Below are 19,085 nucleotides of genomic sequence, written 5' to 3' on the forward strand. Positions count from 1 at the left end.
TCTGGATCTTGTAAAAGTTGCAGGAAGCTATAACAGAACTTTGCAAATACCACCCTGCACTTGTCGAAAGTTAGGTAGAAATAACTTCCGGCTGCATTAGAAAAAGATTAGAAACAGGTATTCTTAACAATGTTAAAAATGGATAAAATCTGCAAAAAAGGAAGACTTAGCTGGGTAATGGTGTTTTTGCTGGCAGTTAATTTCAGTACATACGGCCAGCAGGAAATGGCGCTTTATCCTGCCAGAATACCAAATTCGATCCCCGGTTCTGATCAGGAAACGAACAAAGATTTTATAGTGAGGAATGTTTCCAAGCCGACATTAAAGGTGTTTTTACCCGACCCCGCCATTGCAAATGGAACAGCCGTCATTGTTTGTCCGGGAGGCGGTTATGGTGTTCTGGTGATTGATCGGGAGGGTTACCAGGTTGCGAAAGAATTGAACAAAATCGGGATTGCTGCATTCGTACTTAAATACAGGCTGCCTTCGGAGCAGATCATGAAAGACAAATCGCTCGGTCCATTACAAGATGCGCAAAAGGCAATTGCGACTGTCAGAGAACGCGCAGCGGAATGGAAAGTTGACCCAAAAAAAATTGGCATTATGGGTTTCTCAGCTGGCGGGCATCTTGCAGCCACTGCGGGAACTCACTATGACAGCAGTTTTATTGACAACCCTAAAAAAACCAGCTTACGGCCGGACTTTATGATCCTCGTTTATCCGGTAATCAGCTTTACTGACAAAATCGGGCACAAAGGATCTTCGGCGAATTTGTTGGGGCAAAATCCGGCATTGGAAAAGGTGAAGTACTTTTCCAATGAACTGCAAGTAACGAAGACCACGCCTCCCGCGTACCTTACTCACGCCGGAGACGACACGGTTGTACCGATTTCGAATAGTATCCGATTTTACGAGGCGCTTAATGAAAAAGGAATTCCCGCAGACCTGCATATCTATTCCAAAGGTGAGCACGGTTACCTCAAAGAACCTTCATTCGACGAATGGTTTGGAAGGTGCAAGCTCTGGATGCAGGTAAACGGATTGTTATCTCAGAAATGAGAAGCTGCATTTACATCGGTCGGCACATTAACGCAGCATCGTCATATTCAGGTAAGATCTGTTTTAAAGTAGCTACAATCTGACCTGGGTTGGCTGAATTCAATGCAGTACTTAGTTTTTTAAATATAGTCTCAAAATTGAGGGAGCGGTTATCGCTTGCGGCAATGCGCATTCCCGAATGTGCGGCGGGTATTTCTGTTTCATCGTCATTAAGCAAATCTTCATGCAGCTTTTCACCGGGACGCAAGCCGGTGTAGCAAATACAAATATCCAAGTGTGGCGTCAGGCCTGCTGACCTGATCATCTGCCCTGCGACTGCTTGCACCGACACCGGTCTGCCCATATCGAAGAATACAATCTTGCCATAGTAGTCAGACGAGGTCGCCTGAAGAACCAGCTGACAGGCTTCATCCGGCGTCATCAGATAGCGGCTTGCGTCACGATGTGTGACGGTAACCGGCCCGCCGTCTTCAATCTGCTTCTTGAAAATGTTAATAAATGAACCGCTGGATCCCAGCACATTTCCGAAGCGGGTAATCGTGAATTTGGTACCTGATTGTTCGCAGCTTTGCCTGATGTACAGTTCGGCAAGCCGCTTGGTAGCGCCCATTACACTCGCGGGCCTGACTGCCTTATCAGTTGATATGAAAATGAATTGCTTAACTCCATAACGCACAGCCAGATCTACGAGGATTTTTGTCCCGAAAATATTAGTCCGAACAGCTTCGTAGGGATGTTTTTCCATAACCGGCACGTGCTTGTATGCAGCGGCGTGAAACAGGATATCGGGCTGCATTTGCCGGATAATTTGCTCCATTCTCAAAGAGTCGGTAATGTCGCCAATGAATGCAGTAAGCCTGATATGGGGATAGCGGGGTTGTAAAGCAACTTCCATTTCAGTGAGCAGTGTTTCCGACTGATCAATGAGGATCAGGGATTTTGGATTAAGCTGACATACCTGCATTGCCAGCTCGCTCCCGATCGATCCTGCGGCACCTGTGATTAGGATAACGGCATTGCTGATTTGCTTTCTGATATGCGCATTATCCGTTTGAATCGGCTCACGTGAGAGCAACTGTGAAAGGTTGAATGCGCTCTGGTTTTCCTGGGAATGTCTGTCGGGAAGAGTTCGTGTCATTTGATATCTGTAAATGCGGTAGATATCCTTTTGACGTACGGTTGGGAAAAGGGTAACAAAAAAGAGCTGCAAATTTGCAGCTCTTTTTACAAAACGGTTTTTACAAAGTCTCAGATCAGGTTCTCGAATATGCCAGGCGCTAGTCCAAACAGGATTGTAAGGAATGTCGCCAGCACGAGAATCGCCTGATAGAAAGGCGCGACGCGGATTTTCATCAGGTCGCCTTCTTTCAAATAAGAAGAGATGATCACCCGGAAATAGTAGTAGATACCGACTGTTGACATTAAAACTGCTATTACGGTGATCCAAATAATACCTCGCTCTGCCGCACTTGTGAAGATGAAAAATTTGCCCCAGAACCCAGCTGTCAGCGGAATTCCCGCAAGTGAAAGCATGGAGACTGTCAGCACAAATGCCAGCAATGGATTTTGTTTTGCCAATCCGTTGAATGCATCATAATATTCATTGGGCTGACCTTCGATCGTTTTCTCTTTTGACACCAGCATCAGTACACCAAATGCACAGATTGTCGAAAGTGAGTAGGCAAGTGAATAGAAAATAATCGCGTTTTGTGATGGTTTTGACAATGCGGTAAGTGCGATAAGCAGATAACCCGCATGCGATATACCCGAATAGGCCAGCATTCTTTTGAAGCTGTTCTGGCTCGTGGCGCCGATATTACCAACCAGCAGCGTAAGTACCGCGATAGCCGCGACAACAATCCACCAGAACCCGTAAATGCCCGTGAAAGAGCCGCTGAGCAACCGGTACAGTGCAGCAAATCCGGCAGTTTTTACAACTGTCGACATGAAAGTCGTGAAAATCGTCGGTGCACCTTCGTATACATCGGGTGTCCAGAAGTGAAAAGGAGCAGCAGATACTTTGAAAAGCATTCCGATCAGCAATAGCAGCAGACCTGCATAAAGGATGTAAGACTGTGAGCCTGCCGGCATATTGGAAGCAAATCCCTGAATATGTTCCAGTTTGAAAGATCCCGTAGCGCCGTATAGCAAAGTCATTCCGAAAAGCATGAAGCCTGTCGCAAACGCGCCCATTAAAAAGTATTTAAGGGCAGCTTCGTTGGAGCGCAGGTTACGCTTGTTACTTCCTGTAAGTACATACATCGCAACAGACAGGATTTCTACGCCTATAAACAGCATAATCAAATGCTGGAAACCTACCATCATGAATGCGCCAACCAGCGAAAATAACATTAGTGCATAGTACTCTGCGGGTTCGGAATCAGCATTATCCTGGAAGCCGCCGGAAATAGCCACGATCATGAACGTAGATAGCAGTATGATACCATTGAATGCCAGAGTTACATTGTCAACCCGCAGCATATCGTAGAAGTACAGTATCGGCCCTTTGTTCCACTCGGCGAAGTTGCCAGCCAGCGCTATCAGCAAAAAGAATAATGTGGCAGGCAAAAGGATATTTTTTGATTTCGAGAAACCCAGAAAGAGGGTCACGACTCCAAAAAACGACAACAGAATAATGGGGTACATATTTATACTTAGTTATTTACCAGTTGTAAAAGTTGGCTTACAGCAGGTTCGGTTAGTTTCAGAAATGTATTTGGATATATGCCGATCCAGAAAACCATGATCACAAGCGGCAGAAGTACTGCGCGTTCGCTTGCCGTAAGGTCCTGAAATCCTTCAACCCACTTCGATTTTGGCCCAAACATCGACTTTTGGAACAGACGGAGCATGTATACCGAGCCTAGAATGATGGTAAGTCCGGCAACTGCACCAAGGATACCGTCGTATTGGAAGACGCTGGATAGCAGCAGGAATTCACCTACAAACCCGTTTGTGAGCGGCAATGCCACACTGCCCAGCAGCAGCACCATAAAATACATACTCAAATGCGGCGTACTCTGCGTAATACCGCCAAGCTGGTCGAGATACCGCGTTTTTGTTCTTGAATAAATAATATCAACGATAAAGAACAGACCAATTACATTGATACCGTGAGCAAGCATTTGAATTAATGCGCCTTGCAGTCCATTGACAGAAGAAGAAAAAACACCCGCTGCCATTAACCCCACGTGGGCAAAAGAAGAATAGGCGATCAGGCGCTTCATGTCACTTTGCTGAATTGCGATGATAGATCCGTAGATAATTCCGATCACCGAAAGGATCATTGCGAATAATCCCCAGCTTTCCATTCCCGCAGGAACAATAGGAAGTAAAAAGCGGATCAAACCGTAAACACCCATTTTCAACATAATACCTGACAAAAGCATTGTTGCAGGGGTAGGAGATTCGGTGTAGGTATCGGGCTGCCAGGTATGGAATGGGAAAAGCGGCATTTTGATCGCGAACGCAATGAAGAATGCCCAGAATATAAACCCTTGTACAGCCGGCGCCAATTGTAGCTGGTAAAATGCAGTTATTTCAGAAGAATGCGTGCCCGGTGTTTGGTAGTAAAGATAAACCAGCGCCACCAGCATGAACAAACTTCCGAAGATTGTGTAGATGAAGAACTTGAACGTCACTTTCAAACGATTTTCGCCCCCCCAAACTGCCGCGAGGAAATAGACCGGTATCAACGCTGCTTCAAAGAACAGGTAGAACAGGAATGCGTCAGTCGCAGTGAATACGCCGATCAATGCGGCTTCCATGAAAAGGATCAGCGAGTAAAATGACGCGGCGTTTTTGTATGTGTGATTGAATGCAGAAAGGATGATCAGCGGAGTAAGGAATGTGGTAAGCAGCACAAGTACCAAACTGATCCCGTCAATGCCCGCGGCAAAGGAGATACCTGCATTGGCCAGCCAGGCATATTTAAAGCCAAATTGGGTACCCGCGGCAGGGTCAAATTGTAGCCACACTGCAACCGCCAGTCCAAGCGATGCGAGCCCGCCTACCAATGCAACCTGTTTGGCAAGGCGCTCACCAGATAACAAGGTGAGAATTCCAGCCGCAATCGGTAAAAGTATTAAAAGAAGAGTAAGCATATTTCAGGTCAACGGTCAGCAGTAAATGGTGAACGGATTTAGAGTAATATCAAAGTAAAAGCTTCCAGAACAGGATCACGACGATGCCCAGTACCATTGCGAAAACGTACTCTCCTGTGGAGCCCGTCTGGGTTTTTCTCAGGAGCCCGGCAAGGAAGCTTGTCAGCCGCACGGTTGCATTTACAAAAAGATCAATGAAGAACTCGCCGAAGCTGTAAAGGATGTTCGAGAGTGTCTTGACAGGTTTTACAAATACTGAATCGTACAGTTCGTCGACATAGTATTTGTTGTAAATAACGCGCTGCAATGCTGATTTTTCTGCTGAATCAGGTGCAGGTACTGCGCCTTTTTGAACATACATTACAAATGCAGCAATTCCCGCGATCAGCGCCGCAGCCACTGAAATGCCCATTAGCATATATTCTTCCGAGTGGGAGAGTGTTGTTGCTTCGAACGCGGCAGGGTTTACCTGTCGCGCTGTATCATAGAGCGGGCTCATGAATTCGGCCAGGTGGTGTGTACCATGCAAAGCTTCCGGCACGCCGATAAAGCCCCCTGCTGCCGAAAGTACAGCAAGTACGATCAACGGAATCGTCATGGAAGCCGGTGACTCGTGCAAATGATGCTCCTGCTCGTGTGTTCCACGGAAGGTTCCGAAGAATGTAAGGAAAAGCAACCGGAACATATAAAAGGAAGTCATCACGGAACCAAGCACACCCACTACCCAAAGTGCTTTGTTGTGTTCAAAAACGTGAGCCAGGATTTCGTCTTTCGAGAAGAAACCGGAGAATGGCGGCAGCCCTGAAATTGCCCAGGTAGCAATGAAGAATGTGATAAATGTAACAGGCAATTTTTTTCTTAAACCGCCCATTGACCGGATATCCTGCTCGTCTGACATTGCGTGGATCACACTACCGGCGCCGAGGAACAGCAATGCTTTAAAGAATGCGTGCGTGATAACGTGGAACATCGATGCCGAATAAGCCATCGCTCCAAGTCCCATGAACATATATCCCAGCTGACTTACCGTAGAGTAGGCCAGTACCTTTTTAATGTCATTTTGTAACAAACCAATGGAAGCCGCAAACAATGCAGTAGCTCCGCCGATGATACCCACGATTTCAAGTGTAGATGGCGCGAGCGAGTAGAGGACATTGGAACGGATCACCATGTAAATTCCCGCAGTTACCATGGTAGCTGCGTGGATCAATGCAGAAACCGGGGTAGGACCCGCCATCGCGTCGGGCAGCCAAGTGTACAATGGAATTTGGGCAGACTTACCCATTGCCCCGATGAACAGGAATAATGTAATGGCCACAATTGCAGGATCTTCCAGTGAGAAGCTGCCTGCTTTGCTGAAAACTTCGGTATACTCAACAGAACCGAATGTGGCAATAATGGTGAATATCCCAAGCAGGAAGCCCAGGTCACCTACGCGGTTCATAATGAATGCCTTACGGGCTGCATTGTTATAGTTGGTGTTCTTGTTCCAGAAGCCGATCAGCAGGTAAGAGCAAAGTCCTACACCTTCCCAGCCGATAAACATGATCACATAATTGGAACCCAGCACAAGCAGCAGCATGAAGAATAAAAACAGGTTGAGGTAGGCGAAAAACTTGCCAAATCCCTCATCATGGTGCATGTACCCGATTGAATAAATGTGGATCAGTGAACCAACGCCGGTTATGATCATCAGCATCAGCAATGAAAGCTGATCTACCTGGAAGGAGAATGGAATGCGGAGCTCGCCTACCGTAATCCAGTCAAATAGAGGAACTACCATCGGCTGACTTCCCGAAGCCAGGAATGCATTGAAGGTCATCACGGAAATAACAAAACTGGCCACCACAGCAAGGGTACCAATAATTCCGACAGCTCCTTTTGGTATTGTTTTAAATCCGAGCCCGTTGATCAGAAAGCCGATTAGCGGCAATAGCGGGATCAGGATGAGTAATGATGCAGACATATTTAAAATGGACTTTGATCTCTGGTTCTGAAAATGAAAATGGTTACAATCAGCAGCTTACCATTTCAATTTGTTAAGAAAACCGATATCTGTATTTCTGGTATTTCGATAAATCATTACAATAATGGCAAGGCCCACAGCTACTTCGGCTGCTGCAACTGCCATGATAAAGAACACGAAAACCTGCCCGGACGGATCCGATCTGTAAGAAGAGAATGCGATCAGCAGGAGATTGGCGGCATTGAGCATTAATTCAACAGACATGAAAATGATGATCGCATTTCTGCGGGTCAAAACCCCGATAATGCCGATCACGAAAAGTAAAGTGCTGAGAATTAGGTAATTTTGAAGAGGAATATTCTGAATAACCGATGGTATAGTAACCTCTGGAATCATAGGGTTTGGAATCATATCAGATTTACCTTATAGGGTATTCGGTTAAAATAGTAATCAAAAACAGATTTCTGGCAAAAATAGGTATAAATACGATATATCAGCGTTGGGTCAATGCCCGTAATTTGATTTCCGTCAATTTTCGTTTTGTATCCAGCGGGAATTCACCCTTCATCATCCAATCGAAGAACGAAGGCTCATTTTTGAGGATATCGGTTACCTTTTTTCCATTGTGTTTACCAAAATTGAAAACCTCCTCGCCTTTATCGTTGTAAACCATTCTTCCGGCGAAATCAATGATCCGTGAGGCGGTCAGATCGTGCAGTGCGCCAATGTCATTTTTGATCGGCTCGGTTTCAATCCCGTGGCTGTCCACGACCGTAACCCCTTCATATTTGGCAATTTGTCCCTGCAGTACTTCGAAGGTTGCAATCGTATCCGCTTCCGCGCTGTGTGCATTCAGGAGCGTTTTTCCGCAATAATATTTGTAGGCTGCGGCCAGGTTGCGCGGCTCCATTAAATGGTATATGCGCTGTGTGTCGACCATTTTCCTGTTTTTAACATCAAAATCAACACCTACCCGCAAAAATTCTTCAACGAGCATCGGAATGTCAAAACGGTTGCTGTTAAAACCGGCCAGATCACAGCCTTCAAGGAAGGACGCCAGGTTTCTGGCAATGCTTTTGAATGTAGGTGCATCCTTTACGTCTTCGTCGTAGATACCGTGTATCAGGCTGCTTTCCAGTGGAATCGGCATTTCAGGATTGATCCTTCTTGTCCGGATTTCCGTTTCTCCATTCACCAAAGCCTTGACCACTGAAATTTCCACAATCCGGTCGCGACAAATATTGACTCCGGTGGTTTCAAGATCAAAAAAAGCAAGAGGCTTTTTCAGACGGAGGGTATGCATAGGGCTACTCTAATTTTGATTTTGCACAACGAAGTTAAGGTGAAATGGCAAATACGGGTACATAAGCACCTTGTTTATACTGGTTTCAAATAGGTCGCATTGTTATACAAACCAGCATTCGTGGCGCACGGTTTAATCCTCCATCCAGCCAAAGGACTTCGTCACCGCCTTTTTCCAACCTGAATGGTACTTCTCCCGGGTAGCTGCATCCATATCGGGGTTCCAGGTGTGTGCGATTGCCCAGTTCTTTTTAAGCTCTTCGGTGTTTTGCCAGTAGCCAACAGCCAGTCCGGCTGCATAAGCTGCGCCTAACGCGGTAGTTTCGGCAACTGCAGGGGCTACAACCTGGGTATTCAGGATGTCAGACTGGAACTGCATCAGGAGCTGGTTTGCCACCATTCCGCCATCTACGCGTAAAGACGCGAGCTCAATGCCTGAATCCTGCTCCATTGCGCGCACCACGTCGACAGTCTGGTAGGCAGTTGCTTCCAGAACAGCTCTTGCAATGTGTCCTTTGTTCACATACCTGGTTAATCCTGCAATTACGCCCCGCGCGTCGTTTCGCCAGTAGGGTGCATACAAACCGGAGAATGCAGGCACAAAGTATGCACCTCCATTGTCAGCTACCGTGCTTGCGAGCTTTTCAATGTCACTGCTGTTCTGAATCAGCCCCAGGTTATCACGTACCCATTGCACTAGCGCGCCGGTTACCGCCACGCTGCCTTCCAATGCATATTGAACTGGTTGGTCGCCAAATTGATAGGATACTGTAGTCAGCAGCCCGTGCTCGGAGGTTTTTAATTCGCTGCCTGTGTTCATGACCAAAAAGCAGCCGGTTCCGTATGTATTTTTCGCCATTCCCGGTTCAAAGCAGGTTTGCCCCACCAGCGCTGCATGCTGATCACCCAGATCGCCGGCTACGGGGACGCCCGGAAGAATTTCGTTAGTCACGTGTCCGTAGACTTCGCTGCTGCTTTTGATTTGGGGGAGCATTTTTCCGGGGATGTTGTATGCTGCGAGCATATTATCGTCCCACTGCAAAGTACGCAGGTTCATCAACTGGGTGCGGCTCGCATTTGAAACGTCGGTCACGTGAATGCCGCCCTGGGTAGAGCCTGTCAAATGCCAGATCAGGAAGGTATCTATGTTTCCGAACAGCGCCTCGCCTTTTTCTGCATCTTCGCGCAGCCCTTCCACATTGTCGAGCAGCCATTTTAACTTCAATCCGCTGAAATAAGTCGAGACTGGCAAGCCGGTAATATCCCTGAACTGATTGAGCCCACCTTCTCTTTCGTATTTGGCGACAAGCTCGGTTGTTCTGGTATCCTGCCAAACCAGTGCATTATAGTAAGGTTTGCCGGTTCTTTTGTTCCAGACAACCGTCGTTTCGCGCTGATTGGTTATGCCGATCGCCGCGATATCCGCAGCCGTGGCCGACGCATTGATCCGTGCGATTGCAATCACTTCCAAAGTATTCTTCCAGATCTCGACCGGGTTGTGCTCCACCCAGCCCGGCTGCGGGTAAATCTGCTCGTGTTCTTTTTGACCAACTGAAACGATATTTCCACTGTGGTTAAAAAGAATGCAGCGTGTGCTGGTAGTTCCCTGGTCAATTGCGGCGATATATTTGGACATAATGGTATTTTAGATTGGCTTAGTTTGAAGTAAAGTCAGTAAGTAGTGAAACTTAACTGATCGGGACAAAACAGAATCTAATTTTATATTTGTCATAGAACCTTCTTTACACACCTGATAACATGAAAAAAGCAACTGCGCGGAAGGCATTTTGGGTGATTTTGTCCGTCTTGCTGCTGCTCCTGCTCCTTGATTTTGCATTTCCCTTCAAACCTCAAATCAGCTACGCCACTCAGGTTACCGACAGGAACGGGAAAGTAATTCATGCTTTTTTGAGTGATGATGAAAAATGGCGGCTGTATACCGCATTGCCGGAGATTACGCCATTACTTAGCAAAACGCTGATTTATAAGGAAGACCAGTATTTCTATTATCATTTTGGGGTCAATCCGTTTGCAGTGGCGCGGGCTGCTTTCAGAAATATATTTACGGGTAAAAGAACTTCCGGCGCATCTACGATCAGTATGCAGGTAGTCAGGCTCGTGCAGCCCCGGAAACGTACTTATTTTAACAAAATCATCGAAATGATGCGGGCAATGCAGCTGGAACTGCATTACTCCAAAGAAGAAATCCTACAATTATACGTCACCCTGATTCCCTATGGCGGGAATATTGAGGGGATCAAATCAGCAGCACTGTTGTATTTTGGTAAATCGCCGCAGTTGCTGAGCCTTGCAGAAATCACCGCGCTGACTATCGTCCCGAACCGACCGTCCAGCTTACGTCCCGGGACCAAAAATGACGCATTGCAGCTGGCCAGGAATAGCTGGCTGCTCAGATTTGAAGAAGAAGGTTTATTTGAAAAAGAGCTCATTGAAGATGCTTTGCAGGAGCCTTTGCAGATAAAGAGGCTGCACGCACCACGTCACGCGCCGCATTTGTCACTCCGGCTTAAAAAGCAGTTTTCCGGTCAGCCGATTATTGCCACTACCATCAATTTCCAGTCTCAAAAACAGATCGAGGAGCAGGTTTATAATTTTATCAACCGTCGCAAGCTGATGAATATTCACAATGCGGCAGTGCTCGTCGTGAATAATGAGACAATGGAGGTAGAAGCTTATATAGGTTCGGCGAACTTCCATAACCCTTTCGACGGCGGGCAGGTCGACGGAATCAGGGCTGTGCGCTCGCCTGGCAGTACTTTGAAGCCACTCCTGTATGCTACTGCATTTGATAAAGGAATAATTACTCCCAAAAGTGTACTCAATGACGTTCCGGGGAATTTTAGCGGATATGAGCCCGAGAACTTTGATCAGCGCTTTAATGGCCCGGTTACCACTGAATTTGCACTGGCCAATTCACTGAATATCCCGGCAGTCCGCATTTTAAAGGAAATCAGTACGCCTGCATTGATCGGGAAGCTCAGAAAAGCAGGTTTCAAAACAGTAGACAGGCAAGCCAAAGAACTGGGATTATCGCTGATCCTCGGCGGCTGCGGTGTGACACTGGAAGAACTCACGCATCTTTTTGCTGCATTCGCCAACAAAGGCGAACTCCGGCCGCTCCGGTATGTAAAGCAGTCCGGTCAGGCGATAGGGGAGAACATTGTATCTGCGGAGGCTGCATTTCTGGTAACAGGCATTTTGACCAAAATCACCCGCCCTGACCTGCCTACCAACTTTGACAATACTTACCATTTGCCGAAAATTGCCTGGAAAACGGGTACTTCTTACGGGAAACGCGACGCCTGGAGCGTCGGCTACAATAAGAGGTACACGGTGGGAGTTTGGGTCGGCAACTTTTCGGGTGAGGGGGTACCGGAACTGAGCGGCGCAGATACAGCAACGCCGCTGCTGTTTTCCATATTTAATGCATTGGACTACAACTCACCCCGGGGTTGGTACCAATCTCCGGCGGATATCTCTACCAGGCTCGTCTGCCCCGCCACAGGCGACATTCCTTCGGAATTCTGTACGCATTCAGTGCCAGGCGAATATATAGTAGGTGTGTCTGATTTTCGGAAATGCCAGCATTTGCGCTGGGTTTTTACTGATCCTGCGGGCAAAATTTCTTATTGTACCTACTGTTTACCGCCGACCGGATTCGAAAGAAAAGCCTATCCCAACCTCGCGCCTGAGCTGATCGCATTCAACGAAGTCCAGAAAATCCCTTACGAAAAAATCCCACCGCATAACCCCGATTGTGAGCGGGTTTTTTATGATGGCGCACCATTGATTGTGAGTCCCAATGAGGGAAGTGAATATTACATTCGGAAAGATGAGCCGCAGCAGTTGCAGCTGGCTTGTCAGGCAGCGAATGATGTGGAGGAAGTTTTCTGGTATATCAATGATAAAATTACCCGGAAGACAAAGCCTCACGAGCCTGTTTTCATCAACCCGCCGGCAGGCAGGGTGAAAATCTCCTGCAGCGACGATAAGGGAAGAAATTCCGATGTCTGGATCACAGTCAAGCGAATGTAGCGGGGCGGAGTTGTTTGGGGGTAGGGGTGTTTTTGGACATTTATTGTCATTGACAACCACTGACCCTTAATGACCAAAAGGCAACTCCTCAAAGTGCCTCTCCCGCCGCTTCCTGGTAGAGAACCTGCACCAATGTTTGTCCCACAGCTTTCAGTGTTTTTGGATCAATATTCTCCATGTCATCGTGGGCTGTGTGCCAGTCCGGGAAGAATGTGAGCAGCGTGGAATTGCGGTTGGTGTGGATGATGTCGATCATCGGAATGCGGGCAATATTGTTTACCGGCACGTGGTCGTCTGTCACAGTTGATCCGCGTTCGTCTATAAAGTAGTTATTATAGCCGAGGCGGCTGGCCGTGGTCCAAACCTGCCTTACAACATCTTCTGCAAATTGCAGGGAATAACCTTCTTTGGAGAAAGTAGCTCCCTTGGCGCCTACCATATCCAGCAATATGCCAAAATAAGCGGTGTAGTTAGGTACGTGCTTGTTGGTAGCCCAATGTTTGGAACCCAGACAAAAGCCGCTGTATTCCATATCAGTCTGTGTTTCGGTACTACCCCAGTCTTCGGCATCGAAAAAGATGATATCTACACCAATATCCGGCTTGCTTGGCTGTGCTGCAAGCAATCGTGCGATTTCGAGCAATACACCCACGCCGCTTGCGCCATCATTTGCTGCCAGTACAGGTTTGTTTTTGACCAGCGAATCCTGGTCAGAGAATGGGCGTGAATCCCAGTGGGAAGTAAGCAAAATGCGTTTGGAAGCAGTCGGATTGAAACTCCCGATGATATTGCGTGCATTCAGTTTGGTACCGTCGAAAGTAGTGGCTGTGAATGGTTGCTCAGTTACCTGCAATCCGTATTTTTTCAGAGTAGCTACGAGGTAATCGCCGCATTGCTGGTGGGGTTTGGAATTGGGTACCCGCGCACCGAAGTCAACCTGCTTCTGGACAAATGCATAGGCAGAATCAGCACTAAATGCCGGACTGGCGACCAGCTTGGGAGCAGCGGCTTCACTGGTTTGGTCGGAGCTGGTGTTGCTCTTACAGCCTGCTATTAAAATTGAAAAGCAAAAAAAATAGCTGAATGGTTTAAGAAACAGCTTCTTAGAAAGAAATAGCATCTCCGGTTTTGATATTGTTGCGTTCACTGAAACCTGCATTTACCTCAACTACATACTGGGCGTTGCCGAGAGAAGGGATACCTTCATCGGAGTAGGGTTTGGTATTGGCAGCGATAGATATGATTTTTTTATTTTCATCCACATAGATGATATCCAGCGGGATACTGGTGTTGTGCATCCAAAAGCTCTGCGGCTCCGACTTTTCGAAGATAAACAGCATGCCTACTGAATCGGGGATATAGGGGCGGTACATCAGACCCTTCGCCCGTTCGTTTTCGTTTTCAGCAATTTCAACATCAATCGTTTTGTACTTCTGTCCATTCTTCCAGAATGTGACTTCGCCTTCTTTCACAAATGTTGGCGCATTGGCTGCCGGTGCTGAATTTTCTGTCTCGACCTTGCTTTTATTCAGATATGGAGCAAGCAGATAGGCTGCGCCGCCGAGTAAAAATACGCCGAGTAAAATGTATGCAAATATCGATTGCCGGTTTCTCATGATCACTCCTCGTAAGCCCAGTCAACCCTGACTTTGGTGTCGCGGATAACAAGCCCCTGATTTTTGAAATAAGAACGGATTTCGTCAACCTTTTCGTAGTTCTGCAGCATTTTAAATTCCCGGTATAATTTCAGCATTCCGTCCAGGATCGCGTATCCTTCGGCGAGCTCTTCTTTCAAGCCCAAAACATCTTCAAAAAACCGGACAAAATGATCTTTAAGATTATTAAATGCTTCCTTACCAATCGCAGCCGGCTTCAACTGCCCCATATTGAGCATGTTAATGTATTTAAGCAGATTGAAAAGGTTGGCAAATGCAACTGCGGTATTCAGGTCGTCGTTCATAGCCGCGTAAAAACCGTCGATTGCTTTTTGAATATCGGCCTTCTTGTTCTCGTCGATAGCAACCCCTTCTTCGTGCGAGTAAGTCAGCAACTTGGCATTGCGCAGCCCGTTTGCAAGTCTTTTGTAGCCTTTTTGGGCAGCTTTCAAAGCTTCATTTGAAAAGTCGAGCGTGCTCCTGTACTGGCTTTGGAGCATGAAAAAGCGCACGGTCATGGGACTGTAAGCCTGATCGAGCAACGCGTGGCTTCCGGAGAAAAGCTCCGACGGCAGGAAAGAGTTATTAAGCGACTTGGACATTTTTTGTCCGTTTACTGTCAACATATTCGTATGCATCCAGTAACGAACCGGCTCTTCACCTGTCAGCGATTTCCCTTGCGCGATCTCGCATTCGTGGTGCGGGAATTTCAGGTCCATTCCACCGCCGTGAATATCGAACTGCTTGCCTAAGTACTTCTTGCTCATGCAGGTACATTCAAGGTGCCAGCCGGGAAAGCCCATTCCCCAGGGTGAATCCCATTGCATAATATGTTCTGGGCTCGCCTTTTTCCATAGTGCAAAATCGAGCGGATTGCGTTTTTCAGCTTGTCCGTCGAGCTCGCGGGTTTCATTCAAAAGATCTTCTATAATGCGGCCGGAGAGCTTACCATATTCATTTCCGCCGGCCTGGTATTTATTGATATCAAAATAAACGGATCCATTGGATTCGTAAGCCGCTCCTTTTTCGATTAGCGACTGTACTGCTTCAATCTGTTCGATCAAATGGCCGGTTGCCGTAGGTTCAATGCTCGGTGGTAAAAGATTGAAAATGGCGGAAACATCGTGAAAATCATTGGTATACCGCTGCACGATCTCCATCGGTTCAAGCTTCTGCAGTTTTGCCATCTTCCCGATTTTATCCTCCCCCTCATCACCGTCGCCTACCAGGTGGCCCACGTCGGTAATGTTCCGCACGTATCGCACTTTATAGCCAATGTGGGTCAGATAGCGGTAAAGGATATCAAAAGACAGGAAGGTGCGGATGTTGCCTAAATGCACATTATTGTAAACCGTCGGACCGCAGACGTACATACCAACATACGGAGGAGCAATCGGTACGAACACGTCTTTTTTTCGTGTAAGCGTATTAAATAATCTAAGCGGCTGGAAAGTTTGTGCGGTCATTTATCCGGTACTTACTGAAAACTATTCTTAACTAAGTTGTTTCTTATCAAGGCGGGTTTCGACCCACCTGATGATTTTTTCTGCTTCCTGCAAACCAACAGACGCAAGCTTTGCGCTTTTGCTGCCTTGGTATCCCATATCAATATGCAGGATTTGATATGCAGTGGTAAAGGCTGCAAGAAGACTTTTGTCAACCCGGCTGAGTTCATACTGGTACCATTCGACACTCTTGGGCGTTTTCCTGTTTTTCTTGCCAAGAAGCTCATTCAGTACCAGCAATATGCCGGTGTAAGCAGTGTGTCCGGCTATCTTGACATACTTTTTGTCCTTGTAAAGCCCGTCTTCTTTTTTAGCATTGTTACTCAGGAAATCCTTCGCATTATCAATATGCCTGCGTGCTTCTGAAACTGCTTCCATTGTTAAGTATGTGTTTATAGTGGAGAGATAAAATGCTAATCAACAAAAATAGCAAATAACAGATGATAGACGTGCTGGTACCCGAATATTGGAATTTGCAAAACATGCTATTCAGCTGATTTAATTATCTTCGCAACGTTTTCTTGAATTGAATCCCAGTTTGAAACTTACTTAAAATCAACACAGTACTTATTTATGAGCTTACTTACCGTAGGATCTGTTGCATTTGATGCGCTTGAAACACCGTTTGGAAAAACAGATAAAATTATCGGAGGCGCTGCCACTTACATTACACTATCCGCATCTTATTTCACAAAGGATAACAACCTGGTAGCAGTTGTCGGCGGCGATTTTCCAGCAGAAATGATCAGCCTTTTGCAGGATCACGGCATTAATACAGAAGGACTTGAAATCGTTCAGGACGGAAAAACATTCTTCTGGTCGGGTAAGTATCATGAAGACATGAACACGCGCGACACGCTGATCACCGAACTGAATGTAATGGAGCACTTCGATCCCATCATTCCCGAATCCTACCAGGGTACCGAGTTTTTGATGTTAGGTAATACAGTACCTGCGACGCAGCGGCTCGTTATTGAAAGAATGTCGAAACGTCCCAAGCTGATCATGCTCGATACCATGAACCTTTGGATGAATATCGCGCTGGATGATTTGAAAGAAACTTTGAAGCTGGTAGACCTGGTGACAATAAATGATGAAGAGGCGCGCCAGCTTTCAGGAGAATACTCGCTGCGTAAAGCGGCAAAGAAAATCATGGAAATGGGTCCAAAAACCCTGATCATCAAAAAAGGAGAGCACGGCGCATTGTTGTTTCAGGACGATCGCATTTTCTTCGCACCGGCTTTGCCTCTGGAAGAAGTATTCGATCCAACCGGAGCCGGAGATACCTTTGCCGGCGGATTCATCGGTTACCTCGCCAGCACAAATGATATTTCCTTTGAAAACATGAAGCGCGGCATTATCTACGGTTCAGCAATGGCATCATTTTGTGTCGAAAAATTTGGTACTGAGCGACTTGTGAACCTTTCACGCGCGGAAATTAATGCACGGGTTCAGGAATTTGTGAACCTGAGCAGCTTCGAGATACAATAAGTATTTAGTTTAAAGTTTATGAGTCTATAAGTAAGGATCGATTTCCATGCTTGTAGACTCTTATTTTTCCAGGTTATGATTGGTAAAAGACTGATAATACTTTTCGCGATTTTAGGAATAACCGCTCGTGCGAATGCACAGCCGGCACATTTACCTCAGAGTAAAAACAAGACTGTCGTGATCGCCCATCGCGGTAATCACATGGAGGTACCCGAAAATACAGTTGCCTCTTGTCGCGAGGCTATCGAATGCGGCGCCGACTATGTGGAAGTCGATCTGCGGACTACGAAAGATGGAAAGCTGGTATTGCTGCACGATGCGAAAGTAGACAGAACTACAAACGGTAGCGGCCGCATTGCAGACATGACCTTGGCCGAAGTGCGGAAACTGCAGGTATTTAACCGAAACAAAAAAACGCACCGGATCCCCGAATTCAAAGAGGTACTTGCGGTCTGCAAAGGGAAAATCAACATTTATCTCGATTTTAAGGATGCCAGCACCGAAGAAACCTGGAAGCAAATCAAGGCTGCGGGTATGGAAAGTCAGGTGGTTGTGTACCTGAATGACGAGCGACAATACAGGCAATGGAAGGAAGCGGCTCCCACTGTTCCGCTTATGACAAGTTTGCCAAATCACGTTACAAGCAAAGATGGACTACTTGGCTTCCTGAAAAAAACCGATGTTCAGGTGCTGGACAATGTGAAAGACCCTGAGCTGGTGAAGGTAGCAAATCAGCATGGCGTGGCGGTGTGGCTGGACGTACAAAGTCCAAACGAGGGGCCCGCTTCCTGGAAAGAGGCGCTAAGTAAAGGCGTTCAGGGGCTGCAAACAGATACACCTGTCCATTTGATGAGCTTTCTGAAAGGGCAGAATTAGGCGTTTCGCATTGAAAATGTACGATCAGCTCGCCAGCTGGTTAATCTTCTGATAAATGGGACAGTCTGGCGTATGCGCGCCAGGCAGATAGCCTGTACTCATAAGAAATTCATTGACGATTTCGCCGCCGGTAAATTTGAATGTTTTTTTGAAAAGCTTGATCCACTGCTCCTTGGTCAAAGGATGATTGGCTTCAATCCAGCCTTTGAATGAGCCAAAATCTTTCCTGATTTCCAGTATCTTCTGTGCATTCACGATAGCTGCATTAATCTTCAACCTGTTCCGCACAATTCCGGGATCCTGCATCAGTCTTTCCCTGTCGCTTTCGTTGTAAGCAGCTACTTTTTCTATCGAAAAATGATCGTAAGCTGCCCGAAAACTGTGTTGTTTTCGGAGCATTAAAGTCCAGCTCAGGCCAGCCTGATTGATTTCGAGCAACAACCTCCCAAAAAGCTCGTCGTCGTCGACAATGGGGAAACCATAATGGTTATCATGGTATTCTTTATTTAGCAGAAAATCCGGTAGTTCAGAGATGTTATTGTTGACATAAGCGCAATATGACATGTGCAGCGGGTATTTGGTTGTTAGAGAATGCCTACCTGAACTTCGGTAATGTTGCCGGCCGGATTTTCAAAATCCATGTGAATGTAAATCTCACGATTCTGGCCAGAGGGAATTTTGTTTTTGGTGCCCAGCTCTGAAAATATTTGCCCATAAACACTCCCGAGGCCGCTCCATTCTCCCTGCAATTCGTGCGAGATACATTGAAACGGTTCCAGAAGTTTCAATCTGAACTCGGAGTCAGTAAGTGGTGCCGAGGGGCTCACCGGCAGTGCGATCGTGAGCTTGAACACTGTTTCCGGATTCCCGTCAGCGCCTTCATAAATCCAGAATACAGGTCCCGTAATTTCCAGATCGTTTTGTACCGCATCACTGTAAAGCCGCCGGGCGACCACGCGGACAAATTCGGCGAGCGCATTCAGGGAAGTTTCAGTCTCAAAATAAAGAACATGAAGCGGATAAATTGTTTTCAGTTGCATAAGCTGAGGTTTTAAGTTCAGGCAAATAAAAA

At 46.7% G+C, this 19,085-nt stretch carries 17 protein-coding genes; 4 read left to right on the forward strand and 13 right to left on the reverse strand.

Features of this window, described 5'->3' with window-relative positions:
• Positions 1-138: 138 nt before the first annotated feature.
• Positions 139-1,059: an alpha/beta hydrolase gene (locus tag ASG33_RS00445; protein WP_229238519.1), complete on the forward strand. Its 921-nt coding sequence runs from the start codon at positions 139-141 to the stop codon at positions 1,057-1,059.
• Positions 1,060-1,069: 10 nt separating this feature from the next.
• On the opposite strand, the gene ASG33_RS00450 is transcribed toward ASG33_RS00445, so the two are convergent.
• The 7 genes from ASG33_RS00450 to glpK form a co-directional block, all read right to left on the reverse strand.
• Positions 1,070-2,197: a UDP-N-acetylglucosamine 4,6-dehydratase gene (locus ASG33_RS00450; RefSeq protein ID WP_056279215.1), complete on the reverse strand. Its 1,128-nt coding sequence runs from the start codon at positions 2,195-2,197 to the stop codon at positions 1,070-1,072.
• A gap of 110 nt (positions 2,198-2,307) precedes the next feature.
• Positions 2,308-3,705: an NADH-quinone oxidoreductase subunit N gene (locus tag ASG33_RS00455; protein ID WP_056279217.1), complete on the reverse strand. Its 1,398-nt coding sequence runs from the start codon at positions 3,703-3,705 to the stop codon at positions 2,308-2,310.
• A gap of 8 nt (positions 3,706-3,713) precedes the next feature.
• Complete coding sequence (locus ASG33_RS00460; RefSeq protein WP_056279220.1) at positions 3,714-5,162, reverse strand: NuoM family protein; 1,449 nt, start codon at positions 5,160-5,162, stop codon at positions 3,714-3,716.
• A gap of 49 nt (positions 5,163-5,211) precedes the next feature.
• Complete coding sequence (gene nuoL, locus ASG33_RS00465; RefSeq protein ID WP_056279223.1) at positions 5,212-7,128, reverse strand: NADH-quinone oxidoreductase subunit L; 1,917 nt, start codon at positions 7,126-7,128, stop codon at positions 5,212-5,214.
• Positions 7,129-7,185: 57 nt separating this feature from the next.
• The gene (nuoK, locus tag ASG33_RS00470; protein WP_056283060.1) at positions 7,186-7,524 is read right to left on the reverse strand and encodes an NADH-quinone oxidoreductase subunit NuoK; all 339 of its coding nucleotides are present in this window, start codon (positions 7,522-7,524) and stop codon (positions 7,186-7,188) included.
• A 97-nt stretch (positions 7,525-7,621) separates the two neighbouring features.
• Positions 7,622-8,431 carry a 3'-5' exonuclease gene (locus ASG33_RS00475; RefSeq protein WP_056279226.1) on the reverse strand — a complete coding sequence of 270 codons (810 nt, stop codon included), beginning with the start codon at positions 8,429-8,431 and terminating at the stop codon, positions 7,622-7,624.
• Positions 8,432-8,563: 132 nt separating this feature from the next.
• Positions 8,564-10,066 (reverse strand): glycerol kinase GlpK, encoded by a 1,503-nt coding sequence (gene glpK, locus ASG33_RS00480; RefSeq protein WP_056279228.1) that lies wholly within the window; start codon positions 10,064-10,066, stop codon positions 8,564-8,566.
• 122 nt (positions 10,067-10,188) lie between these two features.
• Here glpK and pbpC point away from each other — a divergent pair, with 122 nt between their 5' ends.
• Positions 10,189-12,486 (forward strand): penicillin-binding protein 1C, encoded by a 2,298-nt coding sequence (gene pbpC / locus ASG33_RS00485; protein ID WP_056279231.1) that lies wholly within the window; start codon positions 10,189-10,191, stop codon positions 12,484-12,486.
• Between the two features lie 88 nt (positions 12,487-12,574).
• Here the strand turns inward: pbpC and ASG33_RS00490 are convergent, their stop codons facing one another.
• Genes ASG33_RS00490 through ASG33_RS00505 form a run of 4 tightly spaced genes read right to left on the reverse strand, consistent with a single transcriptional unit; the run spans position 12,575 to position 16,024 of the window.
• Positions 12,575-13,606, reverse strand: a complete 1,032-nt coding sequence (locus ASG33_RS00490) for a M28 family peptidase (protein ID WP_056279235.1) — start codon at positions 13,604-13,606, stop codon at positions 12,575-12,577.
• Positions 13,590-14,102, reverse strand: a complete 513-nt coding sequence (locus ASG33_RS00495; protein ID WP_056279237.1) for a DUF192 domain-containing protein — start codon at positions 14,100-14,102, stop codon at positions 13,590-13,592. Before ASG33_RS00495 ends, ASG33_RS00490 begins: the two co-directional genes overlap by 17 nt.
• Before the next feature lie 2 nt (positions 14,103-14,104).
• Positions 14,105-15,607 (reverse strand): cysteine--tRNA ligase, encoded by a 1,503-nt coding sequence (gene cysS / locus ASG33_RS00500; RefSeq protein ID WP_056279239.1) that lies wholly within the window; start codon positions 15,605-15,607, stop codon positions 14,105-14,107.
• A gap of 27 nt (positions 15,608-15,634) precedes the next feature.
• Complete coding sequence (locus tag ASG33_RS00505) at positions 15,635-16,024, reverse strand: DUF5618 family protein (RefSeq protein ID WP_056279242.1); 390 nt, start codon at positions 16,022-16,024, stop codon at positions 15,635-15,637.
• 195 nt (positions 16,025-16,219) lie between these two features.
• On the opposite strand from ASG33_RS00505, the gene ASG33_RS00510 reads away from it, so the two are divergent.
• Positions 16,220-17,137, forward strand: a complete 918-nt coding sequence (locus ASG33_RS00510; protein ID WP_056279244.1) for a PfkB family carbohydrate kinase — start codon at positions 16,220-16,222, stop codon at positions 17,135-17,137.
• Positions 17,138-17,212: 75 nt separating this feature from the next.
• Positions 17,213-18,013 (forward strand): glycerophosphodiester phosphodiesterase family protein, encoded by an 801-nt coding sequence (locus tag ASG33_RS00515; RefSeq protein ID WP_056279246.1) that lies wholly within the window; start codon positions 17,213-17,215, stop codon positions 18,011-18,013.
• Positions 18,014-18,037: 24 nt separating this feature from the next.
• Here ASG33_RS00515 and ASG33_RS00520 read toward each other — a convergent pair whose 3' ends face one another.
• Together ASG33_RS00520 and ASG33_RS00525 are read right to left on the reverse strand one after the other, a co-directional pair.
• Positions 18,038-18,577, reverse strand: a complete 540-nt coding sequence (locus tag ASG33_RS00520; RefSeq protein WP_056279248.1) for a DNA-3-methyladenine glycosylase I — start codon at positions 18,575-18,577, stop codon at positions 18,038-18,040.
• Between the two features lie 20 nt (positions 18,578-18,597).
• A complete protein-coding gene (locus ASG33_RS00525; protein ID WP_056279250.1) occupies positions 18,598-19,053 on the reverse strand; it encodes a hypothetical protein in 456 nt (151 codons plus the stop codon).
• Positions 19,054-19,085: the final 32 nt, after the last annotated feature.

The sequence above is a fragment of the Dyadobacter sp. Leaf189 genome (genome assembly GCF_001424405.1).
Taxonomy (GTDB): domain Bacteria; phylum Bacteroidota; class Bacteroidia; order Cytophagales; family Spirosomataceae; genus Dyadobacter.

Bases quoted from the DNA above. Each gene is read 5' to 3' on its own strand.
- pbpC (WP_056279231.1), top strand. From the start codon at position 10,189: ATGAAAAAAGCAACTGCGCGGAAGGCATTTTGGGTGATTTTGTCCGTC.
- ASG33_RS00520 (WP_056279248.1), bottom strand. From the start codon at position 18,577: ATGTCATATTGCGCTTATGTCAACAATAACATCTCTGAACTACCGGAT.
- ASG33_RS00490 (WP_056279235.1), bottom strand. From the start codon at position 13,606: ATGCTATTTCTTTCTAAGAAGCTGTTTCTTAAACCATTCAGCTATTTT.
- cysS (WP_056279239.1), bottom strand. From the start codon at position 15,607: ATGACCGCACAAACTTTCCAGCCGCTTAGATTATTTAATACGCTTACA.
- ASG33_RS00445 (WP_229238519.1), top strand. From the start codon at position 139: ATGGATAAAATCTGCAAAAAAGGAAGACTTAGCTGGGTAATGGTGTTT.
- ASG33_RS00505 (WP_056279242.1), bottom strand. From the start codon at position 16,024: ATGGAAGCAGTTTCAGAAGCACGCAGGCATATTGATAATGCGAAGGAT.
- glpK (WP_056279228.1), bottom strand. From the start codon at position 10,066: ATGTCCAAATATATCGCCGCAATTGACCAGGGAACTACCAGCACACGC.
- nuoK (WP_056283060.1), bottom strand. From the start codon at position 7,524: ATGATTCCAGAGGTTACTATACCATCGGTTATTCAGAATATTCCTCTT.
- ASG33_RS00510 (WP_056279244.1), top strand. From the start codon at position 16,220: ATGAGCTTACTTACCGTAGGATCTGTTGCATTTGATGCGCTTGAAACA.
- ASG33_RS00460 (WP_056279220.1), bottom strand. From the start codon at position 5,162: ATGCTTACTCTTCTTTTAATACTTTTACCGATTGCGGCTGGAATTCTC.
- ASG33_RS00515 (WP_056279246.1), top strand. From the start codon at position 17,213: ATGATTGGTAAAAGACTGATAATACTTTTCGCGATTTTAGGAATAACC.
- nuoL (WP_056279223.1), bottom strand. From the start codon at position 7,128: ATGTCTGCATCATTACTCATCCTGATCCCGCTATTGCCGCTAATCGGC.
- ASG33_RS00455 (WP_056279217.1), bottom strand. From the start codon at position 3,705: ATGTACCCCATTATTCTGTTGTCGTTTTTTGGAGTCGTGACCCTCTTT.
- ASG33_RS00450 (WP_056279215.1), bottom strand. From the start codon at position 2,197: ATGACACGAACTCTTCCCGACAGACATTCCCAGGAAAACCAGAGCGCA.
- ASG33_RS00475 (WP_056279226.1), bottom strand. From the start codon at position 8,431: ATGCATACCCTCCGTCTGAAAAAGCCTCTTGCTTTTTTTGATCTTGAA.
- ASG33_RS00495 (WP_056279237.1), bottom strand. From the start codon at position 14,102: ATGAGAAACCGGCAATCGATATTTGCATACATTTTACTCGGCGTATTT.
- ASG33_RS00525 (WP_056279250.1), bottom strand. From the start codon at position 19,053: ATGCAACTGAAAACAATTTATCCGCTTCATGTTCTTTATTTTGAGACT.